Here is a 26,278-nt window from a genome sequence, read left to right as displayed (position 1 = left end):
GGTGACCGAAACCCCGCAGGCGCGCGACATCGAGCTCGCCGGCATCGAGGTGGTCGACGAGATCGGGCGCGGCGCGTTCACGATGGTGCACCGGGCCCGGCGCGGTGACCGGTCGTACGCGCTCAAGCGGCCGCTCGCCGACCCGGTCGAGCACCCCCGGTTCCGGGCCGCGTTCCACCGCGAGGCGGCGCTGCTGGCCTGCATCGACGACCCGGCCGTGGTGACCGCGCACGCGGTCGGCGACCTGGACGGGGTGCCGTCGCTGGTGCTGGAGCTGCTCAGCGGCGGCTCCCTCTCCGAACTGCTGGTCTATGGGCGGCTCACCCAGGAGCGGGTGGTCGGGATCGCCGCGCAACTGGCCCGCGGGCTGGCCGCCGCGCACCGCGCCGGACTGGTGCACCGCGACATCAAGCCGGACAACATCATGATCGGCGAGGACCGGGTGAAGCTGATCGATTTCGGGCTGGCCCAGCTCGGCCGGGACATCGACGGGGACCCGGACCAGGCGGTCGGCACATTCCTGTACACCTCACCGGAGCAGTCCGGGATGCTGCGCCGCCCGGTGGACGGGCGCTCCGACCTCTACTCGCTCGGCGTGGTGCTCTTCGAGTGCCTGACCGGGCGGCTGCCGTTCGAGGCGGCCAACGTCGGCGAACTGCTCCGGCTGCACCTGGTCGCGCCGGTCCCGGAGATCACCGTGCTGCGCCCGGACGCCGACCCGCTGCTGGTCGAGGTGATCAACCGGCTGCTCGCCAAGGACCCGGACGACCGCTACGCGGACGCCGCCACCCTCCTGGCCGACCTGCGCGACTGCCCCGGCGGCGGGGCGGCCGAGCAGCCCGCGGCCACCCGCTGGCCGCTGATCGGACGGGACGCCGAGGTCGACCGGCTGACCCGCCGCTGGCAGCGGGCGAGGACCGGGCACGGCGGGGTCGCGGTGATCCGGGGCGGTCCGGGGTCGGGGCGTACCCGGCTCGCCGAGGCGGTGGTGGAGATGGCCCGGGCGGACGGGGTGCCGGTGCTCTGGGGCACCTGCACCGACGACGCGGCTCCCCTCGCACCGCTGCGCGAGGCGGTGCAGGGATCGATGGCCCGGATCCGCCGGCTGCCGGCCACCCGCCGGGCACTCGCCGAGCGCAACATCGCCGAGGCGGCCACCGCGGCCGGGCCGGCCCAGGTCACCCGGCTCTTCGGCGACCTCGGCGTGCCGGTGCCGGCCGGGACCGGCGGCGACGAGCACGTGATGGCCGCGGGGGCCACGTTCCTCGGCGACCTGGCCCGGCGCGCCGACGGGATGCTGCTGGTGATCGACGACGCCGGGCAGCTCGACGCGGCCACCCGGCAGCTGCTCGGCAGCCTCGCGATCGACCTGCCCCGCCTGCCGGTCCTGGTGGTGCTCGTCGGCGCCGGCGAGGTGGCCGGCCTGACCGACGGCGCCCTCGAGGTGACCTGCGGGCCGCTGCCCGGCGGCGCGGTCGCCGAGGTGATCGCCTCCCGGCTGCCGGGCGCGAGGGTGCCGTCCGACCTGGTCCGGCACGTGAGCGTACGCGCCGACGACACCCCGCTCACGCTGGTCGGCTACCTGATGCGGCTGCTCGGCGCCGGCCTGCTCAGCCCGCTCTGGGGCACCTGGCGGCTGGACACCGCGGGCGCCGACGCGCTGCCGGCCGCCGCCGGGGTCCGCGACCTGCTCGCCGCCCGCCTCGCCGGGCTGCCCGAGCCGGTCCTCGACTGCCTGACCACCGCGGCGGTGGCCGGGGTCCGGTTCCACCCGGAGAGCCTGCCGGCCGACGCCGACGAGCTGATCGGCGCGCTCGCCGCGGGCGTGGACCGGCAGGTGCTGGAGGCCCGGGCCGGCGGCTGGTACGCGTTCGTCCACCCCCGGCTGCGCGAGGCACTGCTCGACCGGATGGACCCGGCCGCCCTCCGGCAGCGGCACGCCGCCCTGGCCCGCGCGCTGCAGGAGCGGGCCGGGCACGAGCGGGACGAGGGGCACGCGTACACGGTGGCCCGGCACTACCGGCGGGCCGGCGACGCGGCGCCCGCCGTGGAACGCCGGGTCGCCGCCGCGGCGGCCGGGCTGCGGGCGCTCGCCGACCAGGCGCCGGCCGACGCGATCGGGTACCTGACCGAGGCGATGGAGGGCAACCCGGCGCCCGGCACCGACCTGCTGCACCCGCTGGCGCTGGCGTACCTGCGGGCCGGGCGGTTCGCCGAGGCGGGGGAGACCCTGGACCGGGCGCTGGTGGCCGAGCCGGACCGGTTGCGGCGGGCCCGCCTGCTGGTCACCCGGATCGAGCTGTGCTACACGATCTGGGACGACACGCGCGCGCTGGAGACGACCCGGACGGCGCTGGCCGAGCTGCGGCGTCCACTGCCCCGCAACGGCCTGCTCGTGCTGGTCACGACGCTCGCGTCCGGACTGGCGGGCGGGCTGGTACGGCGTACCCGGATCGGGTCGGGAAACGCACGGGGCCGCCGGCGCGAGACGCTCGCCGTCCTCACCGCCGTGCTGGACGCCGGCGGCTATGCCGCCGCCTCCGGATCCCGCCTGCGCGAGGCCGGCATCCTCGCCATGCGCGCGCTCTACGCGGTCAACCGGCTCGGGCCCAGCCCCGAGTACGTCCGGGTGTACGCCCTGGTCGGCTACGTCGCCGCGGTGGCCCGGCTGCGCTCGACCGGCGAGGAGTGCCTGGCCCGCGCCGCCCGGGTGGCCACCGGTCTGGGCGACCCGGCGCTGGAAGCCTACGTGGCGTGGATGCGCGGCTGCGCGCTGCTCTTCGGCGGCTACGACGACGGCAGCACGTGGGGGAAGACGATCACCACCAACGCCCGGTGGTACGTACCGGCCCAGCTGCTCCCCGGGCACGCCAGCATCGGACTGCGGCTGATGCTGCGCGGCTACACCGCGGAGGCGGAGCGGGAGTACGAGCGCGGCCTCAAGACGCTCGCCGACCCGGACGAGGCGATGGGCACCTCGCTGGCCATGCTCGGCGTGATGATCCCGGCCTACCAGGGGCGCTTCGGCGAGGCGGCGACCGCCCTGCGGCGGATGCGCGAGGCGTTCCCGGACGGGAGCGGCACCCGGATCCAGCGGGCCAACATGCTCACCGCGGCCGCCTGCGTACTGCTCGAACAGGGCGAGGTCGGCGAGCCGTTCGAGCAGTTGCTCGCCGAGTTCCACGCGATGGGCCTGCGCCGCGGTGACCTGATGCCGCAGCACAAGTGGCTCTACGCGTACCAGGCGCACGCCCGGCTGGTGCACCTGCGCTACAGCGGCGACCGGGACCGGCCGCAGCGGCTGGCGGCGGCGACGGCGGCGGTCGCCGAGCTGGGCCGGGTCGGCGGCTCCCCGCTGCTCAAGCTGGTGCACGGGATGGCGAGCGCGTCGCTCTGCCAGCTGACGGGCGACGCCGCGCGCAGCCTGAAGCTCGCCGACGCGGTCGAGAAGGCGGCCCGCGACCTGGACGCGCCGCTCGCGCAGTACGAGATGCTCCGGGTCCGGGCCCGCGCGCTGCGGTCGATGGGGCAGAACAACGAGGCCGAACGGCAGGCGCGATCGGCCCTGGCGCTGGCCACCTTCCACGGCTGGGAGCAGCGGCGCCGCCAGACCCGGACCGAGTTCGGCGTCGACTTCAATCCGGAGGGTGGGGCCGGGACGCACCGGCGTACGGTCGCGGAACGGCTCGGCGGCAGCAGCGCCGGGCGCAACCGGCGGCTCGAGGCGCTGCAGCAGGTCAGCACGGCCGCGGCGACCATCCTCGACCCGTACCTGCTGGCCTGCGCGGCCCTCGACGAGCTGCTGCGCATCCTCGGCGCGGAGCGCGCGCTCTTCTTCCTGCTCGACGAGGCTGGTGCCCCGGACCGGTACGCCGGCCGCGACGCCGGCGGCGATCTGCCGGAGACGGCGGAGTACGCCGCGACCCTGGTCCGCCGGGTCGCCGAGAGCCGGGAACCGGTGGTGGTCAGCGGGCCGGAGCAGGCCACGGCGCTCGGCTCGCGCAGCGCGGTGGAGCACGGGCTGCGCAGCGTGCTGGTGGCGCCGGTGCAGTTCAAGGGGCGGCTGATCGGGGTGGTCTACCTGGACAGCCGGCTGGCCCGGGGGATCTTCACCGACGACGACGTGGAGGTGCTGACCGCGGTGAGCAGCCACGTCGCGGTGTCGCTGGAGACGGCCCGGGCGGCGCAGCTGCATCTGGCGGTGCAGGCGGCCCAGCAGCAGCAGGCGTTCGCCGAGATGCTCCGCGCCTCGCTGGCGGAGTTGACCACGATTCACGAGCCGGATGCGCTGCTGTCCCGGCTCACCTCGATGCTGACGGAGGCGCTCGGCGCGGCCACCGGCCGCCTCGTACCGGATGTGTCAGAGGTATCCGACCCGTTCCTCGCGGATGGCGAGCTGCACGTCCCGCTTCGCGGGCGGGACGGGCCGGTCGGGGTCGTGGTGCTCACCGGGCCGGGACTGGACGACACCAGCCGTCAGGTGGCCGCGGCGCTGGCCACCCAGGGGATGACCGCGTACGACAACGCCCGCCTCTTCAGCCGGGTGCAGGAGCTGGCCACCACCGACGAGCTCACCGGGCAGCACAACCGGCGGCACTTCTACGCGGTCGCGGGGGCGCTGGTCCAGGCCGCCGCCCGCAACGGCCGTGCGCTCGCCGCGGCCATGCTCGACATCGACAAGTTCAAGAGCGTCAACGACACGTACGGCCACGGCGTCGGCGACGAGGTGATCCGTACGGTGGCCCAGCGGATCCGCGCGGTGCTGCGCCACTCCGACGTGCTCGGCCGGTACGGCGGGGAGGAGTTCGCCGTCGTCCTGCCCGACCACGAGGGGCACGCCGACGATCTGGCCGAGCGGATCCGTGTGGCGGTCGCGGGGGAGCCGGTACCCACCCAGGCGGGACCACTCACCGTGACGATCAGTGTCGGTCTGACGAGGCTCGTGCCGGGTGACGTTGCTCTCGATGATCTGCTGGCGCGTGCCGACCATGCCCTCTATCGGGCGAAAGAGGCCGGAAGAAATCGGGTCATGGCGGGCTAGACACGGCTCTGGCCTGGGAAGCGGGGTCGCGGAGCATCGATCGGCCACCTATCATCGGCGGACCTTCCAAGATCACGAGGTGTGTCTGCCGTGCGTCCGTTCTCCGTTCCGGAGCGACTGAGCGGATTCGGTGTGCTCGCTGGAGCCGCGGCCGTGGTGTGGCCCGCCCTCACGGCGAGTACCGGGCTCGGCCTGCCGTGCGGGATGCGGACGCTGTTCGGTATCCCGTGCCCGGCCTGCGGCATGACCACCGCGGCCGTCGCGCTGATGCGCGGCGACGCCGGTGGGGCGCTCCGGGCCAATCCGGTGATCTTCGGGCTGGCGGCCGTCACGGTCGTCGCGGGGACGCTCGTGGTGTTGCGCGCCATGGGGATCATGAACCCACCGCGCCCGTGGCCGCCCGCGTGGCGGCGCCGGGTGGGGAGGCTCGCAGGGCTGCTCGCCGCCGCGAGCTGGCTCTATCAACTGCACCGGCTCGGCGTCCAGCCCGGCCTCGTAAGGATGATCTGACATGACATACCCCCCGCCCAACGATCCGTACGCCAACCAGGTCCCGCCGCAGCCCCCGTACGGCCAGCCCGGCTACGGCCAGCAGCCCGGTTACGGCCAGCAGCCCGGTTATGGTCAGCCCGCCTACGGGCAGCAGCCCGGCTACGGTCAGCCCGGCTATGTGCAGCAGCCCTACGGCCAGCCCGGTTACGGCCCGGCGCCGGTCGCGGCGTACGCCAGCTGGCTCCAGCGGGTCGGTGCGTCGCTGATCGACGGGCTCGTCTCGGTGCCGTTCGCCATCCTGGCCGTCGTGTTCGGCCAGAGCACCGACGACGCCACCGGCCTGCCGACGATCAATGCGTTCTACTTCGTCTTCTGGCTTCTCGGCGTCGCCGTGGCGGGCTACAACCGCTGGTACCTGACCGGCACGACCGGGCAGAGCTGGGGTAAGAAGGCGCTCGGCATCCGCCTGGTGAACGAGCAGAGCGGTCAGCCGATCGGCGCCGGCATGGCGTTCGTCCGCGAGCTGGCCCACTTCGTGGACGGGATCATCTGCGACATCGGCTTCCTGTTCCCGCTCTGGGACGCCAAGAAGCAGACGCTGGCTGACAAGATCGTCGGCACGATCGTCATCCGCTGAGGTTTCTGACGTGGTGAAGGCCCCGCTCCGGCGGGGCCTTCCGTCCGTCCGGCCTCTCCGTCCGGCCCGGCTTCCTCGCCTCCCGGCTTCTCCGTTTCAGCCGGTGGAGAGCTCGGCCACGATGCCCGCGATCGGTTTCGGGCGGGCCGCCGCGAAGCCCGTGCCCGCCCAGAGGTTCAGGGCCTCCGGGTCGCCGGCCGCGGCGGCGGCCGCCCGGATCGGCGCCGTGAGATGGTGGATCGCCGGGTAGCCGATCGGTGCCGTGGCCGAGTGCTCGATGACGAACCGGTTGCGCAGTGCCCGGGCCGGCTGGCCGGTGAACGCCCTGGTCACCACGGTCTCGGTGTACGTCCCCGAGATCATCGCGGCGCGCTGCACCGCCCGCGTCCCGGCCTCGTCGGCCAGCAGGAACGCGGTACCGCACTGCACCGCCGCCGCGCCCGCCGCGAGCAGCCGCCGGACGTCCGATCCGGACGCCGTGCCACCGGCCGCGATCACCGGCACCGGCGCGGCCGCCAGGACCACCTCGGCCAGCGTCCCCGCCGCGGTCGCGCCGCCCCGGTAGACGCCCGGGCTGGTGGTCGCCGAGTGCCCGCCGGCCGTGCCGCCCTGGGCGATCAGCGCGTCCGGCCCGGCGGCGAGGGCCCTGCGCGCCTCCCCGGCCGAGGTCACCGTGATCAGCACCGCGCACCCGGCCGCCCGCAGGGCACGTACCACGCCCCGCTCGGGCACCCCGAAGGTGAAGCTGACCAGCGGAATCCGGTACGCCACCGCCAGCTCCACCTTGGCCGCGTAGTGATCGTCGTCGGAGAGCCGCAGTGGTGGCAGTTCGACGTCGTACCGTTCCGCCTCGGGCCGCAGCTCCTCCCGGTACGCCTCCAGGGGCCCCGGATCGGTGGCCGGTGGGCTCGGCACGAAGAGATTCAGCCCGTACGCGTGACCGGAGGCCCGCACCGCGCGTACCTCGTCCTCGACCGTCTCGGGGGCCTTGTATCCGGCGGCGAGGAAGCCCAGCGCGCCGGCCTCCCCGCCCGCGATCACCAGTGCCGGTGTGGACGGCCCGCCGGCCATCGGCGCCACCACGACCGGTCGTAGCAGTTCCCGCATGACCCTGAGGCTAACGTGAGGTGGCCTCGAATGCCTCCCTGCGCAGACTCCGAGTGGGCTCTTGACGATTATCCGGGGCCGGGGAATCATCCATTCAACTTCTCCCGATTTTCCCCCCGCTTTTCTCGCCGCTGGAGCGGAAATTGAATCCGTACCGGGTTTCCGTCGTCATCCCCGCATACAACGAGGAATCAGCGATCATCCCCTGTCTGGACGCCGTCTTCGCGCAATCCCCGGCGCCCGATGAGGTGGTCGTGGTGGACAACAACTCCACCGACCACACCCTCGACCGGCTGCTGGCGTACCCCCGGCCGGTGATCGTTCTGCAGGAGTCCGCGCAGGGCGTCCAGCACGCCCGGAACCGTGGGTTCGGCGTCGCGACCGGCGACGTCATCGTGCGGATCGACGCCGACACCCGGATCCCGCCCGGCTACCTCGCGGCGGTGCACGAGACGTTCGCGGACCCCGCGGTGCACGCCGCCACCGGGCCGGTGAGCTACTACGACGTGCCGCTCCCGCGCCTGGTGGCCCGGGTCGACGCCGGTCTGCGGGGCCTCTGGGCACGCCGCCTGGACTGGATCTTCGGTGCCAACATGGCGATCCGGCGCCCGGTCTGGCAGGCGATCACGGCCGAGCTCTGCACCGACGAGCAGACCCACGAGGACCTCGACCTCGGCATCCACCTGCACGACCGGGGCTACCTGATCGTCTACGTCCGTGCCATGCTGGCCGGCACCTCCTCGCGCCGGATCCGCGGCACGTTCGCCGGATTCCGTCACTATCTGATGATGAACGAGCGCGGATATCGCCGGCACGTCGGTTTCCGGAAAGGCGGATCGTTTGCCCGTGCCTGGGTGACGTGCCGCGTTCTCCTGGCGTTCTACCTTCCGATGCGTTGTTTACATGAAATTCACCGGCGTCGTCATGAGCCGGTATTCACGGCGGCTCGAAAGAATCCGATGTCGAGCGCTCGTTGAGCAATTTTTCTCGGTGCGCAATCTTTTTCCGGCCGTGCCGCGGTGGCTCTGGGCGGCTTCGGTAGGATTCTCCGGTTAGGCATCCGCCTGCGCACGTCGTTCCCCGGAGGATTCCCCGATGTACCGCCCAGTGCCCGCGCAGGTCGACCTGCCCGCGCTCGACCACGAGATCCTGCGCTTCTGGCAGTCCGGCCGGATTTTCGAGCGCAGCCTGGAGCAGTCCGAGGGCCGCCCCGAGTGGGTCTTCTACGAGGGCCCGCCGACCGCGAACGGCATGCCCGGCGCCCACCACATCGAGGCCCGGGTCTTCAAGGACGTCTTCCCGCGTTACCGGACGATGAAGGGCTACCACGTCGCCCGCAAGGCCGGCTGGGACTGCCACGGCCTGCCGGTCGAGCTCGCCGTCGAGAAGGAGCTCGGCTTCAGCGGCAAGCAGGACATCGAGGCGTACGGGATCGCCGCGTTCAACGCCAAGTGCCGCGAGTCGGTCACCCGGCACACCGACGCGTTCGCCGAGCTCACCCACCGGATGGGCTACTGGGTCGACATGGACGACGCGTACCGGACCATGGATCCGTCGTACGTGGACTCGGTCTGGTGGTCGCTGAAGCAGATCTTCGGCAAGGGCCTGCTGGTCGAGGACTTCCGGGTGGCACCGTGGTGCCCGCGGGACCAGACCACGCTCTCCGACCACGAACTGGACCAGGGGTACGAGACCGACGTCGACCCGGCGGTCTACGTCCGGTTCCCGCTCACCTCGGGACCGCTCGCCGGGCGGGTGTCGCTGCTGGTCTGGACGACCACCCCGTGGACCCTCGTCTCGAACACCGCGGTCGCGGTCAACCCGTCGGTCACCTACGTGGTCGCCACCGACGGCACCGAGCAGGTGCTGGTCGCCGAGCCGCTGCTGGGCGCCGCGCTCGGCGAGGGCTGGACCGCGACCGGCGAGTCGTTCACCGGCAAGGAGCTGGAGCGGTGGACGTACACGCCGCCCTTCGACCTGGTCGAGGTGCCGGACGCACACATCGTGATCCTGGCCGGGTATGTCACCACGGAGAGCGGTACCGGTCTGGTCCATCAGTCGCCGGCGTTCGGCGCGGACGACCTGACCAGCTGCCGGGCGTACGGGCTGCCGATGGTGAACCCGGTGGAGCGGGACGGCACCTTCGCGGTGACCGTGCCGCTGGTCGGGGGGAAGTTCTTCCGGGACGCCAACCCGGTGCTGGTCGCGGCGCTGCGCGAGGCCGGGCTGCTCTTCAAGCACGAGGACTACGAACACCAGTACCCGCACTGCTGGCGCTGCCACACCGCGCTGATCTATTACGCCCAGCCCTCCTGGTACGTCCGGACCACCGCGGTCCGTGACGAGCTGCTGCGCGAGAACGAGAAGACCAACTGGCAGCCGGAGACGGTCAAGCACGGCCGGTACGGCGACTGGCTCACCAACAACGTGGACTGGGCGCTCTCCCGGAACCGGTACTGGGGTACGCCGCTGCCGATCTGGCGCTGTGCCGACGGGCACCTGACGTGCATCGGGTCGCGGGCCGAGCTGGGTGCGCTGACAAATAGGGATTTGTCGGATCTGGACCCGCACCGGCCGTTCATCGACGAGATCACCTTCGACTGCCCGGCGTGCGGCTCGGCGTCGGTGCGCGTCCCCGAGGTCATCGACGCCTGGTACGACTCCGGGGCGATGCCGTTCGCCCAGTTCGGGTACCCGTACCAGAACAGGGAACTCTTCGAGAGCCGCTTCCCGGCCCAGTTCATCTCCGAGGCGATCGACCAGACCCGTGGCTGGTTCTACACGCTGATGGCCGTCGGCACGCTGGTCTTCGACCGCAGCCCGTACGAGAACGTGGTCTGTCTCGGTCACATCCTCGCCGAGGACGGTCGCAAGATGTCCAAGCACCTCGGCAACATCCTGGAGCCGATCCCGCTGCTCGACACGCATGGCGCCGACGCGGTCCGCTGGTTCATGGCCGCCGTCGGCTCCCCGTGGTCGGCGCGCCGGGTCGGGCACACCACGCTGCAGGAGGTGGTCCGCAAGACCCTCCTGACGTACTGGAACACGGTCGCGTTCCAGGCGCTCTACGGCCGTACCGCCGGCTGGTCCCCGTCCGCCGCGGACCCGGCACCCGCCGACCGCCCGGTCCTCGACCGCTGGGTCCTCTCCGAGCTGAACGAGCTCGTCACCAAGGTCGACGCCGCACTGGCCGCGTTCGACACCCACGAGACCGGCAAGCTGCTCGCCGCGTTCGTCGACGACCTCTCCAACTGGTACGTCCGCCGCAGCCGCCGCCGCTTCTGGCGTGGCGACCCGGCCGCGCTGGCCACCCTGCACGAGGCGCTGCGCACGGTCACGCTGCTGCTCGCCCCGATCACCCCCTTCCTCACCGAGCGTGTCTGGCAGGACCTGGTCGTCGCCGTCGACCCGGCCGCGCCCGAGTCGGTGCATCTCGCGGCGTTCCCGGTGGCCGACCCGGCACTGATCGCTCCCGGTCTCTCGGCCCAGATGGCGACCACCCGCCGCCTGGTCGAGCTGGGCCGCGCCGCCCGCGCCGAGTCCGGCATGAAGGTCCGCCAGCCGCTCTCCCGCGCGCTCGTCTCGGGCGGCGCCGACCTCTCGGCCGACCTGCTCGCCGAGATCTCCGCCGAGCTCAACGTGGGCACCGTCGGCCCGGTGGCCGGCTCCTTTGTCGACACCACGGCGAAGGCCAATTTCCGTACGCTCGGCAAGCGCTTCGGCAAAGCGGTCCAGCAGGTCGCCAAGGCGATCGCCGTCGCCGACGCCGCCGCCCTGAAGGACGCGCTCCGCTCGACGGGTACCGCGGTCATCACGGTCGACGGCGAGGAGATCACGCTGGTCCCCGACGAGGTCGTCATCACCGAGACCCCGCAGGAGGGCTGGGCGGTCGCCTCGGACGCCGGCGCCACGGTCGCCCTCGACCTGCACCTGACCCCGGAACTGCGCCGTGCCGGCCTGGCCCGCGACGCCATCCGCCAGATCCAGGAAGCCCGCAAGACCAGCGGCCTGGACGTCTCGGACCGCATCGTCCTGCGTTACCTGACCTCGTCCTCGCCCGCCTCGTCCTCGCCTTCGTCGTCGTCCGACGAGACGGCGCTGGCCCTGACCGAGCACGCCGCGCTGGTCGCCGATGAGGTGCTGGCCACGGATTACGCCGCCGAGCCCGCGGACTGGCCCGACGCTCAGCCCTTCACCGACGACTCCATCGGCCTGACGTTCTGGCTCCGCAAGGCCTGACCCGCGGGTGGTTCCGGCCCGATTCCCGCCGGGTCGGAACCGCCTGTTAATTCGTTAACAGCTTATTCTTCGTTGGGCATGACATTCCCGCTCCCTGATGTCGTATGTTGGTGATGCGCCGCCGGAGAGTGACCCTTTTCGGCGCGCACCTCATGGATCACCCGGGAAATCCTCGCGGTGATTACCGAAAAGGATCCCCGTAATGCCCAAAGCATCTGCATTCGGTTCTGAGCGCGCCGTCACATTTTCGCCGCGACAGCAGTCGCCGTTGCTTTATCTACGCCGCTTCTGTGTGGGCGCTCTGCTTGCGCCACTTTCGTGGACGCCTCCCGCCCTGCTGCCTCCCGCCCTGCTGCCTCCCGCCCTGCTGCCTCCCGTCCTGCTGCCTCCCGTCCTGCTGCCTCCCGCCCTGCTGCCTCCCGCCCTGCTGCCTCCTTCCTTGGTGCCTCCTTCCCCGGTGCCCTCCGCTCGGGTGCCTTCCTCCCGGTAGAGACCCCTCACGGTAGAGACCAAGTGTCTCCCGGGGCGCGGCCGCCGTCGTGTGCTGAATTCCTGAACTCTTCCCGAAGTCTCGGCCGGGATTTCCTTCGACTTTCCTGAGGGGGATGGATGCCCGGTTTCCGTTGTCATTCGGCGCGGAAACCGGGCTATCCCGTCCCGTTCATCATTCCACCGGATCCCGTTCTCGCCACATCATCGGTGTGCCAATTCCAGCAGCCGCAGATCCTGCATCGGCGGATTTTCCGCTTCGCTGTACGGCAATGTTGCGAAGTTGAGGAAGTGGCACTGACGCCAGTATTCGTAGCGGTGATGTCCGGCAGCGACCCGGAACTCCACACGGGCGGTGCGGGCCGGGCGGTGGGTGTGCACGGGCGGTGCGGGCCGGGCGGTGGGTGTGCACGGGCAGTGCGGGCCGGGCGGTGGGTGTGCACGGGCAGTGCGGGCCGGGCGGTGGGTGTGCACGGGCGGCGCCGGCCGGGCGGTGGGTGCACACGATCAACCGGAAGTGGGGGCGGTAGGCGTGCGCGATCCGTGATCGTGTGCGTGCGCAGCCGTCAGAGGGGCGCCGGAAGGACGCAGACTGCGACGGTGGATTCCCGCCGCAGCCCCCCGCAAGCCATGTTCGTGAAGCCGGACCGCCCCGACCCGTACGAGAGTCCATGATCGCAACTCGGTTTGGATCTTGACGGGCTAGGAGAGCGGGCGGGACCAGGACCAGGCGTAGCGGCGGTCGTCCGTTGCCAGGGCGGCCTCGCCGAGGTCCAGGGGGCGGAACGTGTCGACCATGACGGCCAGCTCGTCGAAGGACTCGGCGCCGAGGGAGCGTTCGACCGCACCTGGCTGCGGCCCGTGGGAGTGCCCGCCCGGATGCAGGGAGATCGAGCCCTTGCCGATCCCTGACCCCTTGCGCGCCTCGTAGTCGCCGTCGACGTAGAACATCACCTCGTCGGAGTCGACGTTGGAGTGGTAGTACGGCACCGGGATCGCCAGTGGGTGGTAGTCGACCTTGCGCGGGACGAAGTTGCAGATCACGAAGTTGTGGCCGGCGAAGACCTGGTGCACCGGCGGCGGCTGGTGGACGCGGCCGGTGATCGGCTCGAAGTCGGCGACGTTGAAGGCGTACGGATAGAGGCACCCGTCCCAGCCGACCACGTCGAACGGGTGCGACGGGACCACGTGGATCGAGCCGCCGGCCCGGTGCCGCACGTAGACCTCGACGTCCGTCCCCTCGGCCAGCATCGGCGAGTCCGGTGTGCGCAGATCCCGCTCGCAGTACGGCGCGTGCTCCAGGAACTGCCCGTACCTGCTGAGGTACCGCGGCGGCGGGGCGATGTGCGAGCTCGCCTCCACGGCGTACGTCCGGAGCGGCTCTTGATCTGAAGAAGTGGGCACCCAGCGGTGTGTCGTCGTCCGCGGAATGATCACGTAGTCGCCCGGTCCGACGTCGAGGGCGCCGAAGACCGTCTCCACCGTGGCGGTGCCGCGCTCGACGAAGACGCACTCGTCACCGATCGCGTTGCGATAGTACGGCGACGGGTTCACCGCGACGGTGTAGGTGATGCGCACGTCGGCGTTGCCGAGCACCAGGCGGCGTCCGGTGACCGGGTCGGCCTCCTTGAACTCCAGGTCGTGCAGCTTGAGGTGCCGGGGGAGCAGCGGCGTGTTCGGGGTCAGCGACTGGTCGGGCAGCTCCCAGGGGCGCGCGTCCCGGATCGCCGACGGGATCCCCCGGTGGTAGAGCAGCGACGAGTCCGAGGAGAACCCCTCCTCGCCCATCAGCTCCTCGGCGTAGAGGCCCCCGTCGGGCTTGCGGTGCTGGGTGTGCCGCTTCGGCGGGATGCTCCCCACCTGCCGGTAGTAGGCCATCCGAATCCCTCCAGACCTGAACGGGCGTTAAGTCTGAACTTACGTACGGATAGCACACCGGGCAAGGGCGGCCCGCCGTGATCGTCAAAGAAGGTCGGTACCGCCTTTTCCTCCAATACTGTTCTGACCTGCTGATACACACTGCGGAATCAGGGGGATCCGATGCGGGCTGGGCTCCGGCAGATGAGCGTTGCGGTCCTGATCGCGGCGATCTGGACGATCGCCGGATCACCCGGTGTGGCCGCGGCGGTGCCCCGGCGATCCGGCACGGCGGCGCTCCTGATCCCCGCTACGCCGCCCACGGTCTACGTGGCGAACTACAGCTCCAACAACTTCTCGGTGGTCGACCTCGACACCTCGGTGACCCAGACGGTGACGCCGGGGGGCAGCAGCCCCGAGGGCGGCGCCGTCGTGCTCTCGCCGGTGTCGTCCCTTGCCTATCTGATGGGCGGTGACGAGGTCGAGGTCCTCGACCGGACCACCAATACCGTCGTCGACACCATCACCGTTCCCGGCGGTCAGTGGCTCGCGGAGGGCGACATCAGTGACGACGGCCGCTGGCTCTACGGTGCGGACTACATACAGGGCGCCGTCTATAAGATCGACACTGTCGCGCCCTACGCCGTGACCTCCTATCCGGTCGTCGCCTACCCGTGCACGCTGATGCTCGACGACGACCGGAACCGGCTCTACGTCTCCAGCAACTCAACCAACGAGATCGAGATCTACGACACCACCACCATGCAGCAGGTGCCGTCCTCGCCGGTGAGTCTCGGCACCAGCTCGTCGTACGGGATCAGCCTGACGCCCGACCGCACCCGCATCCTGGCCGCGCTCACCGGGGACGTGGTGGTCTCGATCAATACCACCACGTACGCGCTGACCACCCTCTTCACCCTGCCCAGCGGTGCGTCTCCGCGGCGGGTCCTATTCTCGCCGGACGGCGGGCACGTCTACACGGTCGGCAACGCGGGTGAGGTCTGGGAGCACAACGCCTCGACCTACGCGCTGGAGGCCTCGGTGACCGCGGCGGGAGTCAACAATGTCTTCCGTGCGGCGATCGACCCGCGAGGTACGGCGATCTACCTGCCGGGCAGCGGCAGCACCATCGTCCCGATCGACCTGACCACGGGGAGCGGCTCGGTCCTCGGCACCGTGGGCGCGGGCATCCCCGTCGCGGGCAGCAGCTGGAAGAACATCACCGTCAGCGTGGCGGCAGCGCCCGCCGCGCCGACGATCACGAACGCCGTCCCCGGCAGCGGGCAGGTCACCCTCAGCTTCACCGACGGCCTCGCCAACGGCCGGGCGATCACCGGGCACACCGTGAGCTGGCCGGGCGGATCGCAGGCCTGTCCCGCGACGAGCCCCTGTGTGGTGACCGGCCTGTCGAACCGGTCGTACACGTTCACGCTGCATGCGACGAACGCGGTGGGCGACTCGCCCGAGTCCGCGTCCCGCACGGTGAGCCTGGGCGCGGTCCCCGACCCGCCGACGATCACTGCGGCGGTGCCGGGGGACGGGCAGGCGACGCTGCGGTTCCGGGACGGCGCGGCCAACGGGTCGTGGATCACCGGGCACATGGCGAACTTCGCGGGCGGCCCGGTGTCGTGTCCGTCGAGTCCGTGTGTGATCACCGGTCTGGTCAACGGGACCGGCTACACGTTCACGGTGCAGGCGATGAACGCGGTGGGCAACTCCGCCGAGTCGGAGCCCTCCGCGGTGGTGACGCCCCGGAAGGCGCCCGTCCTGCCCGGCGTGCCGCTCCGGCTGGCCGCGATCCCGGGTACGACCTCCGTCCGGGTCTCGTTCACCGAGCCGTCCGGCACCGTCCCGGTCACCGGCTACGAGGTGAGCGTCGACGGCGGCGAGCACTGGGCGCAGCTGGCGAACCACGAGGTCACCGGGCTCACCCCGGGGACCGCCTACCGGGTCACCGTCCGGGCCGTCGGTACCGAGGGGGCCGGGCCCGCAGCCACGCCGGTCGCCGTGGTCACCCGGCTCGCGGCCGTGGGCGCGCCGGTCGCGACCGCCCGGACCTCCTCGTCGACCGTGCGCTGGAACCGGGCGGACGGGGCCGGGATCACCGGGTACACGGTGCGGGCGAACCCCGGGCCGGCCTGGTGCAGTACCACGGCGGTGGACACCGACTGCGTGATCGGGGGGACGGCGGGCACCGCGTACACCTTCACGGTCACCGTACGGGGAAAGGGGGGTGCGATCTCTGATCCGTCGAAGCCGTCGAATCAGGTCACGCCCGCGACCCCGGGACTGCCGAGTCGGCTGCCCGCCGACGCTCAGCCGGTGCTGACCACCACCAAGGGGAAGGTCGCCTCCGCTCTTCGCGGGCAGCGGATGACGCTCGTCGGCACCGGGTTCGCGCCCTGGTCGACGGTCCGCGTGGTGATCTATGGCAAGGCGCGCCTGCTCGCCACCTCGGTCACCGACGCGCAGGGACGGCTGACCCGGCAGATCGTCGTGCCGGACGAGTTGACCCTGAACCAGAAGCACACGCTGATGGCTGCGGGCGTCGATCCGGACGGCGTGGCGCGGCGGATCAGCATGACGTTCACGGCGAAGGGTTGATCCGATGTGGAAGATCGTGACGGGGATGGCGGCGCTGATCCTGGGATCGCCGGGTGCGGCCCTGGCGGCGCCGGGTCACGACGATCCGCCGCTGCTGCCGCCGACCGGTTACGTGGGCAGCTGGGCCGAGAACGGGCCGTTCCCGATCGTGAACCTCGCGGACAACTCCCGGACCGAGCTGGACGGGGACGGCACCGGGCGCTACACGTCGGTGCTCGCCCCGGACGAGTCGGTGGTCTACCTGATCGGCAGCGGCGGCACCGGGCAGGTCGAGGTCTACGACCCGGTCGCGGCGAGCATCACGAACACCATCCCGCTCGGCGCCACCGACCCGCCGGCGATCTATGCGGCGGTGATCAGCCCCGACGGCCGCTGGCTCTACGCCGCCGACAAGAACAACAGCGTGATCTACAAGATCGACACCCTTTCCCCGTACGACGTCACGGCGTACCCGGTGGGTTCGGCCTGGTTCGGACTGGCGCTCAACCGGGACGGTAGCCGGCTCTACGTGTCCGGGGCGGATCACAAGGTCTACATCCTCAACACCAGCACCGGAACGCAGGCCGGTACCTCCCCGCTCACCTTCGACGACGCCGTCTGGGATCTCACCCTCTCCCCGGACGGCAGCCGGGTCCTGGCCCCGGTGGCGGCGAGCGACAGGGTGTACTCGATCAACACCAGCACGGACGCCGTTACGGCCCCGATCACCGTGCCCGTGTCCGGCTCGCCCACCAGCACGCTGTACTCGCCGGACGGTAAGTGGACCTTCGTGACCGGCCAGACCGGGAAGGTGTGGCGGTACAGCGCCGGGACCCTCGCGCTGGAGGCGTCCCTGGACACCGGCTACGGCGACGTCTACCGCGCCGCGCTCAACCCGAACGGCACCAAGCTCTACCTGGTGTCGATGGCCACCGAGCAGCTGATCCCGATCGACCTGGTCGGCGCGGTCGGCCAGGTCCTCGGGGTCGCGGAGGACCCGCTGCCCGGCGCCTCGTCGGCCACCTTCGACCTGGCCGTCGGCGGCGTGATGGCGCCCGCCCCGCCGTCCATCACGGCCGCCGTGCTGGGCACGGCGGGCCAGGCCACGGTCGCGTTCACCGACGGCGCCGACGGCGGCTACGAGATCGTCGACCACACCGTCTCGTGGACCGGCGGCACCCAGAGCTGCCCGTCGAGCCCCTGCGCGATCACCGGGCTGACCGCCACCTCGTACACCTTCACCGTGCACGCGACCAACCAGGCGGGCGACTCGATCGAGTCGGCGCCGGTCACCGCGTCCAGCACCACCACGCCGGCGGCGACCGCCCCGGACGCACCGGTCATCACCGCGGCGACGCCCGGGGACGGCCAGGTCACCCTGGTCTTCCAGGACGGGAAGACCAACGGCGCCGCGATCACCACGCGGACGGCGGCCTGGACGGCGGGCGGCCCGGCGCAGACGGCCGCGTGCCCGCCCAGCCCCTGCGTGATCACCGGGCTGACCAACGGCACCGGCTACACCTTCACCCTCCGGGCCGCCAACTCGGCGGGGACCTCACCCGCGTCCGCGGCGACCGCGGTGGTCACCCCGGTCAAGGCGGCCACCTTGCCGGCCGCGCCCACCGGTCTCGCCGGTACGCCCACCGCGACCACGATCACGCTGAGCTTCGGTGAGCCGGCCGGCACGATCACCGGTTACCAGGCGAGCACCGACGGCGGCGCGCACTGGGCGGCGCTGGCCAAGGACCGGGTGATCACCGGCCTGACACCGTCCACCGAGTACCGGGTGTCGGTCCGCGCGGTCAACGCCGCCGGACCGGGCCCGGCCGCGACGGCCGTCACCGTCCGGACCGGGGCGCCCGCGATGGCCGCGCCGACCGTCGTCGCCGGGGTCTCCTCGCTGGCCGTCCGCTGGACGAAGCCGGCGGTCACCGGCGTCACCGGCTACACCGTCACCGCGAAGCCCGGCCCCGCGACCTGCACCACGACCGATCCCGACGACACCGACTGCGTGCTCGGCGCGACCGCGGGCACCTCCTACACCGTCACGGTGGCGGTGCTCGGCGCCTCGGTCGGCGCGTCCTCGGCGTCGAAGGCGGTCACCCCGACCGCCCCGGCGGTGCCCGGCAAGCTGCCCGGCGACGCGAAGGCCACGCTGACCACCACGAAAGGCAAGATCACTTCCGCCGTACGCGGTCAGAAGCTGACGTTGACGGGTTCCGGTTTCGCCGCGTACTCGACGGTCCGGATCGCGGTCTACGGCAAGGCGAAGGTGCTCGCCACCGTCGTCACCGACGCCAAGGGGAAGCTGACCAGGCAGGTCACCCTCCCGAACAGCCTCGCCACGGCCCAGAAGCACAGCCTGCTGGCCGCCGGCGTCGACGCGTCCGGCCGCACCCGGCGGCTGAGCATGACGTTCACCGTCAAGCGCTGAAGACCCGGCGGCGAGGGTGTTGCCGGGTCCGCTGGGAGGCGTGGTACGCGAGGTTTGACGGGGTTGGCCGCAGATGTGAAAAGCCGGTTTGTCAGGCAATTTCATCACATAGCGTCGTGGCCGTAACCCTTCGCGGCCACAGGAGGATCCGATGCGGATCGGGCGGATGCGCAAGAGCGCCGGTGTACTGGCGCTGCTGGTCACGGTATCGACCGGCGTCCCCGGGACGGCCGTCGCCGCACCCGCGGTCCACCCGGCGACCGTCACGCCGGAGAACTGGTACGTGGGCGGCGGCTCGACCCCCGGCCGATTCACGGTGTACTACCCCACGTCGACGATCACGGGGATCTTCAGCAACCCGCCCGCGTACAACGAGGCCCTCTTCTCGCCGACCAGTAATCAGGTGTACCTGATGGGTCCGGAGAACCTGATGGTCTTCCACAACGACACGTACACCGTCGGGCAGGACACCCCCCTCACCGGGACCAGCAACATCGTCTCCTCGATCATCAGTCCGGACGGCCAGACGATCTACGCCGTGGACGACGCGAACGACGCCGTCTACACCATCGACACCTCGACGTATACCGTCAGCCAGCTCTTCACGCTCGCCGACGTGACCAGGGGCGTCTCGCTCAGCCAAGACGGCGCCTACCTCTATGTGATCGACACCAACGACTACGTCTTCAAGTTCGACAGCACCTCCGGCGCGCAGGTCGGCAGTGCCGTGCAGATGCCGGGTCCCGTCGGTGAGGTGACGCGGTCCTCGAACGGATCCCGGACCATGGTGCCGATTCCGGCCGCGGACATGGTCCTCCTGTTCGACTTCTCGACCGGAATCTCCCCGATCGGCTCGCTGACCACGTCGACCGGTGGCCTGCCGAACTGGGCCGGCTACTCGCCGAACGGCAAGTGGATCTTCGTGGTCGGTCAGAACGGGATGGTCTGGAAGTTCGAGGCGACCGGCGGCGCGCTCATCTCGTCGCTGGACACACACCTCACCGGCACGTTCCACGCGGCGTTCAACCCGAACGGCACCAAGCTCTACCTGGTCCCGGAGAACACCGAGGTCGTCCACGCGATCGATCTGGACGACACCGTCAACTCGGTCGGCACTCTCGGGAGCACCACGCCACTCTCGGCGGGCGTGTCCGGGCGGAACATCGCGGTGGGCGGCTCGACGGAACCGGCCCCGCCCACCATCATCGGTCTCTTCCCGGGACCGGGCCAGGTCTCGGTGCAGTACCTGGACGGCCACGACGGCAACGACGCGATCACCGCGCACACGGTGAGCTGGTCCGGCGGTTCACAGGCGTGCACCGGCAACCCCTGCACGATCACCGGGGTACCGGTGGGCCAGCAGACCTTCACGATGACGTCGACCAACTCGTTCGGCCCGTCCCAGCCGTCCGGTGGGCTCCAGGAGACGATCCCGGGTAGTTCGTCGGCGAGTGTGCCGGACGCGCCGACGATCACGTCGGCGGTGGCCGGGGACGGTCAGGTGACCCTGCGGTTCCGGGACGGTTCGGGCAACGGTTCGCCGATCACGGGCCATCTCGCGAACTTCTCCGGTGGTCCGGCGTTCTGTGCCGCGAGTCCGTGTGTGATCAGTGGCTTGACCAACGGGACGGGTTACACGTTCACGGTGCAGGCGGTGAACGCGGTCGGTAACTCGTCGCCGTCGGTGGCGTCGGAGACGGTGACGCCGGGCCGGCTGCCGGAGGCTCCGAAGATCACCGGTCTTCAGGCGACCTCGGACGGGGTGAAGGTGTCGTTCACGCCGCCACACAGTGACACCCCGATCGTGAAATACCAGTCCCAGGTGGACAGTGGTGCGTGGGCGGACCTGATGGCGGCGACGATCCCGGGTGTGAAGCCGGGTAAGCATGCGGTGAAGGTGCGGGCGGTCAACGGTGTCGGTGCGGGTCCGGCGTCGGGGACGGCGTGGGTGACGGTGCCGGGCACTTCGACGAAGCCGGACGCGGTGCCTGCTCCGATGGTGGTCGCGGCGGCGTCGTCGGCGCGGTTGAGCTGGAAGAAGTCGTCGAGTGAGGGCGTCACCGGCTACACGGTCCGGGCGAACCCGGGTCCGGCCTCGTGCACGACGACGGCCGATGACACGGACTGTGTGATCGGCGGGACGGCGGGGACGTCGTACCGGTATGCGGTGACGGTCAACGGTGGAGGCGGTTCGGTCTCGGATCCGTCGGCGTGGTCGAAGTCGGTCACCTTGAAGTCGCCGGGTCTGCCGAGCAAACTGCCGGGCGATGCCGAGCCGTTGCTGACGACGCCGAAGGGCAAGATCACTTCTGCGGTACGTGGTCAGAAGCTGACCCTGATCGGTTCGGGTTTCGCGGCGTACTCGACGGTCCGGATCGTGATCTACGGCAAGGCGCGGCAGCTGGCCACCGTGGTCACCGACGCCAAGGGCCGTCTGAGCAAGCAGATCACCGTCCCGGCCGAGCTGGTCCTCGGGCAGAAGCACACCGTGATGGCGGCCGGCGTCGATCCGGACGGTGCGGCCCGCCGGATCAGCATGACCTTCGCCGTGAACTCCTAGGGAGAACCCGATGCGGAAAATCCTGGCCACCCTGGCGCTGTCCGTCCTCGTGACAGCCGGAACGCCGGGTCGTGCGATGGCCTCGCCGACTCCTCCGGTGCGACTTCACCTGTTGACGGGCGGTGCGGACAACAGCTCCTCGTTCGGAATCTGGGACCTGGTCGCCAACTCGCCAGTGACCACGTACTCCGGAACGCCGCACTACAACGTGGCGGTGCTCGACCCGGACGGCGCCACCGCCTATCTGCTCGGTGCCGACCAGATGCTCCCTTTCGACATGGCGACCGACACCCCGGGATCGCCGATGACCGTCTCCGGCGCCAGTGACATCGTCGACGCGGCGATCAGCCCCGACGGTTCGAAGATCTACGCCCTGGACGACTCCGGCGAGACCGTCCTCATCATCGAGACCGCGTCGCCGTACGCCGTGACCCCGTTGCCGCTCGGCTCGGTGGGCCGGGGCGTGACGCTCAACCAGAGCGGCAGCCGTCTCTACGTGTCCGGCGACTACAACCTGTTCTACGTCATCGACACGACCAACAACCAGGTGATCACCTCGGTGAGCCTGCCGGACCAGACCGCCAATCTGACGATGTCGCCGGACGGGTCGGAGGTTCTCGCGCCGGTTCTGACATCGAACAGCGTCGAGCGGCTCGACACCACCACGAACACCCTGCTCACTCCGTTGAGCGGGCCCGGTACCAGCTCCGCCGCCTGGGCGGGCTACTCGCCGGACGGCAAGTGGATCTACGTGCTCGGCTACGGGGGTGGACTCGGGAAGTTCGACGCCCAGAACCGGCAGGCCGTCGCGTCGATGAACCTGACCGTCTCCGACACGGTTCGCGCGGCGTTCAACCCGAACGGCAGCAAGCTCTATGCGGCCTCCACGGATGGCTACGTCCGGGCGGTCAGCCTGGACGACTCGACCAGCTCGGCGGGGACCGAGGACGCTCCCCTCCCGCTGGTGGCCGGCACCGGGCCGGGCACGATCGTGGTCGGCGGGTCGATGGTGCCCGCTCCGCCGGCGATCGTCACGGCCACCCAGGGGTCCGGGCAGGCCACGATCGCCTTCACCGAGGGCCTCACCGGTGGTGATCCGATCACCGGGCACACCGCCACGTGGTCCGGCGGCTCGCAGTCCTGCCCGTCCAGCCCGTGCACCGTCACCGGCGTGAGCGGCACCTCGACCTCGTTCACCCTGCACTCGACGAACGGCTGGGGCGACTCGGCCGAGTCGGCGCCGGTGGTGGCCACCGCGTCCGGTTCGTCGGCGAGTGTGCCGGACGCGCCGACGATCACGTCGGCGGTGGCCGGGGACGGTCAGGTGACCCTGCGGTTCCGGGACGGTTCGGGCAACGGGTCGGCGATCACCGGTCACTTCGCGAACTTCGCGGGTGGTCCGGCGTTCTGCCCGTCGAGTCCGTGTGTGATCACCGGCCTGACGAACGGGGTGGGTTACACGTTCACGGTGCAGGCGGTGAACGCGGTCGGTAACTCGTCGCCGTCGGTGGCGTCGGAGACGGTGATGCCGGGCCGGTTGCCGGAGGCTCCGAAGATCACTGATCTGCAGGTGACGGCCGACGGGGTGAAGGTGGTGTTCACGCCGCCGCACAGTGATACCCCGATCGTGAAGTACCAGTCCCAGGTGGACGGTGGTGCGTGGGCGGACCTGATGGCGGCGACGATCCCGGGTGTGAAGCCGGGCAAGCATGCGGTGAAGGTGCGGGGGGTCAACGGTGTCGGTGCGGGTCCGGCGTCGGAGGCGGCGTGGGTGACGGTGCCGGGCGCCTCGGTGAAGCCTGCGGCGGTGCCTGCTCCGATGGTGGTCGCGGCGGCGTCGTCGGCGCGGTTGAGCTGGAAGAAGTCGTCGAGTGAGGGCGTCACCGGCTACACGGTCCGGGCGGACCCGGGTCCCGCCTCGTGCACGACGACGGCCGCTGACACGGACTGTGTGATCGGCGGGACGGCGGGGAAGTCGTACACGTACTCGGTGACCGTTCGCGGTCAGGGCGGGGCGGTCTCCGATCCGTCGAAGTGGTCGAAGTCGGTCACGCTCAAGAATCCGGGTCTGCCGAGCACGTTGCCGGACGACGCCGAGCCGTTGCTGACGACGCCGAAGGGCAAGATCACTTCTGCGGTACGCGGTCAAAAGGTCACCCTCGTCGGTTCGGGTTTCGCGGCGTACTCGACGGTCCGGATCGTGATCTACGGCAAGGCGCGGCAGCTGGCCACCGTGGTCACCGACGCCAAGGGACGCCTGAACAGGCAGATCACCATTCCGGGCGAACTGGCGCTGGGGCAGAAGCACAGCCTGATGGCGGCCGGTGTCGACCCGGACGGGGCGACGCGCCGGATCAGCATGACAGTCACCGTGAAGGCCTAGGGAGAATCCGATGCGTAAGTGCCTGACGCCCCTGACGCTGCTGGCCGCGGCGGTGATCGCGCTGCCCGGCGCCGCCGTGGCGGCACCCCGGCGGGCGGCGATCGACCCGCTGCCGCTCCTGCCCCCGACGGCGTACATCGGATCGGCGATGAGCGCCAGCTCCGGCGCGGTCCTGGACGCGACCGCCGGCACGGTGACGGAGGTGCCGGGCGCCTACGGCACCGGAATCACCCGGGCCGTCCTCGCGCCCGACGTGCCGGTCGCCTACTGGGCGGGCCAGGCCGAGGTGCTTCGTTACGACCGGCAGACGGCGGCGGTCACCACCTTCGCCACGCTGCCCGGATCGAACCCGTACCCGAGCGTCAACAGCACGTTGATGAGCCCCGACGGCCGCTGGCTCTACGTCGCCGACAGCAACGCGAACACGATCTACAAGTTCGACACCACGGGGGTGGAGAGCCGCGTCGACATCCCGGTCACCGAGGTCGGCATGGATGTCGCCGCGAATGCGGACGTGACCCGCCTCTACGTGCCCGAGTACGGGGACAACCACATCTACATGGTCGACACCGCCACGAACCAGGTCTCCACCGATCCGCCGCTGGACGCGGGCTTCTGGGTGACCGGCTTCGCCCGATCCCCGGACGGCGCCAAGATTTTCGCGTGGGGGGACGAGGGGGAGAACCAGGTGGCCGTGATCGACACCGCCGCGAACACCATCACACCGGCCTTCACCGTGCCCGCCGGCACCTATCCGCTGGAGATGGCCTACTCGCCGGACGGCAGATCGATCTTCGCCGCCACCTACGAGTCGTCGGGCGACGTCGTCCTCCGTAAGTACGACGCCACGTCGTACGAGGCCCAGGGCACGCTCACCACCGGCAGCTATTCGGTCAACGGGATGGCGTTCAACCCGAACGGCACCGCGTTGTACCTGACGGCGGTCTGGCCGGGCGCCGTCTACCCCGTCGATCTGACCACGGGGGACGAGCAGAGCCTCGGCACCATCGGACAGCCGATCACGTTGACGAATTCTCCGGGCCCCATCGTCTTCGGCGGTGTGATGGTGCCCGGCGCGCCGACGATCACGGCGGCGGCGCTCTCCAGCGGGCAGGCCACGATCAGCTTCGTCGACGGCGCCGACGGCGGGGACCCGATCAGTGGCCGTACGGTGACCTGGTCCGGCGGTTCGCAGTCGTGCCCGTCGAGTCCGTGCACCGTCGCCGGCCTGACCGGCAGCGGCTACTCCTTCACCATGCACGCGACCAACCAGCGCGGGGACTCGCTGGAGTCGGCGCCGGCCGTGGTGGGGACAACACCGTCGACGAGCGGCCCGTCGGCGAGCGTGCCGGACGCTCCGGAGATTACCTCGGCGGTGGCCAGCGACGGTCAGGTGACGCTGCGGTTCCAGGACGGCGCCGGTAACGGGTCGGCGATCACCGGGCACATGGTGAACTTCGACGGCGGCCCGCGATCCTGCCCGCCGTCCGTCTGCGTGATCACCGGCCTGACCAACGGCGTGGGCTACACGTTCACGGTGCAGGCGGTGAACGCGATCGGCAACTCGGTCCCGTCGGACCCGAGCGACGTGGTGACGCCGTCGCGGCTGCCGGGCGCACCGAAGATCACCGGGCTGCGGCTGGCCGACGGCACGGTGACGGTCGGTTTCACCCCACCGGCCGGGCCGAACGACACCCCGATCGAGGGATATCAGTACGCGGCCGGCTCCGGCGCGTGGATCGACCTGGACGACGACGCGACGATCGAGAACCTGGAGCCGGGCCGGACCCACTCGATCCGGCTGCGGGCGGTCAACGGCGCCGGCGCGGGACCGGCCTCGGCCCCCGTCACGGTGACCATCCCGGCGGTGACCGGCCAGCCGTCGTCGTGGCCGGCGCCCACCGTGGTGGCCGGGGTCTCCTCGACCACGGTGACCTGGACGAAGCCCACCGCGCAGGGCGTGACCGGCTACACCGTCCGCGCCAAGCCGGGCCCGGCGACCTGCACCACGAGCGCCGGCGACACCAGCTGCGTGATCGGCGGTACGGCCGGCAAGCCCTACACCTTCACGGTGACGGCCCGCGGCGTGAGCGGCGTCGTCTCGCCGGCGTCGAAGGTGGTCACCCCGAGGACCCCGGGGCTGCCGAGCGCGTTGCCGGACGACACCGAGGCGGTGCTGACCACGACGAAGGGCAGGGTCACCACGGCCACCCGCGGGCAGACGATGACGCTCGTCGGCAGGGGCTTCGCCGCGTACTCCACGGTCCGGGTGGTGATCTACGGCAAGGGCCGGCTGCTCGCCACCCCCGTCACCGACGCCACCGGCCAGTTCAGCACGAAGATCACCGTCCCCTCGGTGGCGACCGGCCGGAAGCACAGCCTGATGGCCGCCGGCGTCGACCCGGACGGCGGGCCCCGGCGGATCAGCATGACGTTCACGGTGAAGAAGGACTAGG

The 26,278-nt window shown here is 71.0% G+C and carries 12 protein-coding genes; 10 read left to right on the top strand and 2 right to left on the bottom strand.

Annotation, left to right across the window (positions count from 1 at the left end):
• Position 1: 1 nt before the first annotated feature.
• The 3 genes from AB0M08_RS06385 (at position 2) to AB0M08_RS06375 (ending at position 6,170) form a co-directional block, all read left to right on the top strand.
• On the top strand, positions 2 to 5,041 hold the full coding sequence (locus AB0M08_RS06385; RefSeq protein ID WP_364489378.1) for a diguanylate cyclase: 5,040 nt from the start codon (positions 2 to 4) through the stop codon (positions 5,039 to 5,041).
• Between the two features lie 81 nt (positions 5,042 to 5,122).
• Complete coding sequence (locus tag AB0M08_RS06380; protein ID WP_364489375.1) at positions 5,123 to 5,551, top strand: DUF2752 domain-containing protein; 429 nt, start codon at positions 5,123 to 5,125, stop codon at positions 5,549 to 5,551.
• A 1-nt stretch (position 5,552) separates the two neighbouring features.
• Positions 5,553 to 6,170, top strand: coding sequence for an RDD family protein (locus AB0M08_RS06375; protein WP_364489372.1), 618 nt, complete (start codon positions 5,553 to 5,555; stop codon positions 6,168 to 6,170).
• A 96-nt stretch (positions 6,171 to 6,266) separates the two neighbouring features.
• Here AB0M08_RS06375 and AB0M08_RS06370 read toward each other — a convergent pair whose 3' ends face one another.
• Positions 6,267 to 7,277, bottom strand: coding sequence for a nitronate monooxygenase (locus AB0M08_RS06370; RefSeq protein ID WP_364489369.1), 1,011 nt, complete (start codon positions 7,275 to 7,277; stop codon positions 6,267 to 6,269).
• A gap of 143 nt (positions 7,278 to 7,420) precedes the next feature.
• Here AB0M08_RS06370 and AB0M08_RS06365 point away from each other — a divergent pair, with 143 nt between their 5' ends.
• The gene (locus AB0M08_RS06365) at positions 7,421 to 8,254 is read left to right on the top strand and encodes a glycosyltransferase family A protein (RefSeq protein ID WP_364489366.1); all 834 of its coding nucleotides are present in this window, start codon (positions 7,421 to 7,423) and stop codon (positions 8,252 to 8,254) included.
• A gap of 118 nt (positions 8,255 to 8,372) precedes the next feature.
• Positions 8,373 to 11,516 carry an isoleucine--tRNA ligase gene (gene ileS, locus AB0M08_RS06360; RefSeq protein WP_364489363.1) on the top strand — a complete coding sequence of 1,048 codons (3,144 nt, stop codon included), beginning with the start codon at positions 8,373 to 8,375 and terminating at the stop codon, positions 11,514 to 11,516.
• 1,191 nt (positions 11,517 to 12,707) lie between these two features.
• Here ileS and AB0M08_RS06355 read toward each other — a convergent pair.
• Positions 12,708 to 13,883, bottom strand: coding sequence for a homogentisate 1,2-dioxygenase (locus tag AB0M08_RS06355; RefSeq protein WP_364489360.1), 1,176 nt, complete (start codon positions 13,881 to 13,883; stop codon positions 12,708 to 12,710).
• A 183-nt stretch (positions 13,884 to 14,066) separates the two neighbouring features.
• Here AB0M08_RS06355 and AB0M08_RS06350 point away from each other — a divergent pair, with 183 nt between their 5' ends.
• The 5 genes from AB0M08_RS06350 to AB0M08_RS06330 all read left to right on the top strand — a co-directional run bounded on the left by AB0M08_RS06350 (position 14,067) and on the right by AB0M08_RS06330 (position 26,277).
• The gene (locus AB0M08_RS06350; RefSeq protein WP_364489357.1) at positions 14,067 to 16,466 is read left to right on the top strand and encodes a fibronectin type III domain-containing protein; all 2,400 of its coding nucleotides are present in this window, start codon (positions 14,067 to 14,069) and stop codon (positions 16,464 to 16,466) included.
• A gap of 4 nt (positions 16,467 to 16,470) precedes the next feature.
• Positions 16,471 to 18,879 carry a fibronectin type III domain-containing protein gene (locus tag AB0M08_RS06345; protein ID WP_364489354.1) on the top strand — a complete coding sequence of 803 codons (2,409 nt, stop codon included), beginning with the start codon at positions 16,471 to 16,473 and terminating at the stop codon, positions 18,877 to 18,879.
• A gap of 151 nt (positions 18,880 to 19,030) precedes the next feature.
• Complete coding sequence (locus AB0M08_RS06340) at positions 19,031 to 21,439, top strand: hypothetical protein (RefSeq protein WP_364489351.1); 2,409 nt, start codon at positions 19,031 to 19,033, stop codon at positions 21,437 to 21,439.
• Between the two features lie 10 nt (positions 21,440 to 21,449).
• Positions 21,450 to 23,822, top strand: coding sequence for a hypothetical protein (locus AB0M08_RS06335; protein ID WP_364489348.1), 2,373 nt, complete (start codon positions 21,450 to 21,452; stop codon positions 23,820 to 23,822).
• A 10-nt stretch (positions 23,823 to 23,832) separates the two neighbouring features.
• Entirely contained in the window at positions 23,833 to 26,277 is a 2,445-nt protein-coding gene (locus AB0M08_RS06330; protein WP_364489345.1) for a hypothetical protein, read from the top strand.
• Position 26,278 lies beyond the last annotated feature (1 nt).

The sequence above is a fragment of the Actinoplanes sp. NPDC051851 genome (assembly GCF_040681165.1).
In the GTDB taxonomy this organism is placed as follows: domain Bacteria; phylum Actinomycetota; class Actinomycetes; order Mycobacteriales; family Micromonosporaceae; genus Actinoplanes.
The sequence above is the reverse complement of the archived record's forward strand: the minus strand, read 5'-3'. Positions and strand labels throughout refer to the sequence as shown.

Bases quoted from the DNA above. Each gene is read 5' to 3' on its own strand.
- AB0M08_RS06375 (WP_364489372.1), top strand. From the start codon at position 5,553: ATGACATACCCCCCGCCCAACGATCCGTACGCCAACCAGGTCCCGCCG.
- AB0M08_RS06350 (WP_364489357.1), top strand. From the start codon at position 14,067: ATGAGCGTTGCGGTCCTGATCGCGGCGATCTGGACGATCGCCGGATCA.
- AB0M08_RS06335 (WP_364489348.1), top strand. From the start codon at position 21,450: ATGCGGAAAATCCTGGCCACCCTGGCGCTGTCCGTCCTCGTGACAGCC.
- AB0M08_RS06345 (WP_364489354.1), top strand. From the start codon at position 16,471: ATGTGGAAGATCGTGACGGGGATGGCGGCGCTGATCCTGGGATCGCCG.
- AB0M08_RS06340 (WP_364489351.1), top strand. From the start codon at position 19,031: ATGCGGATCGGGCGGATGCGCAAGAGCGCCGGTGTACTGGCGCTGCTG.
- AB0M08_RS06330 (WP_364489345.1), top strand. From the start codon at position 23,833: ATGCGTAAGTGCCTGACGCCCCTGACGCTGCTGGCCGCGGCGGTGATC.
- ileS (WP_364489363.1), top strand. From the start codon at position 8,373: ATGTACCGCCCAGTGCCCGCGCAGGTCGACCTGCCCGCGCTCGACCAC.
- AB0M08_RS06355 (WP_364489360.1), bottom strand. From the start codon at position 13,883: ATGGCCTACTACCGGCAGGTGGGGAGCATCCCGCCGAAGCGGCACACC.
- AB0M08_RS06370 (WP_364489369.1), bottom strand. From the start codon at position 7,277: ATGCGGGAACTGCTACGACCGGTCGTGGTGGCGCCGATGGCCGGCGGG.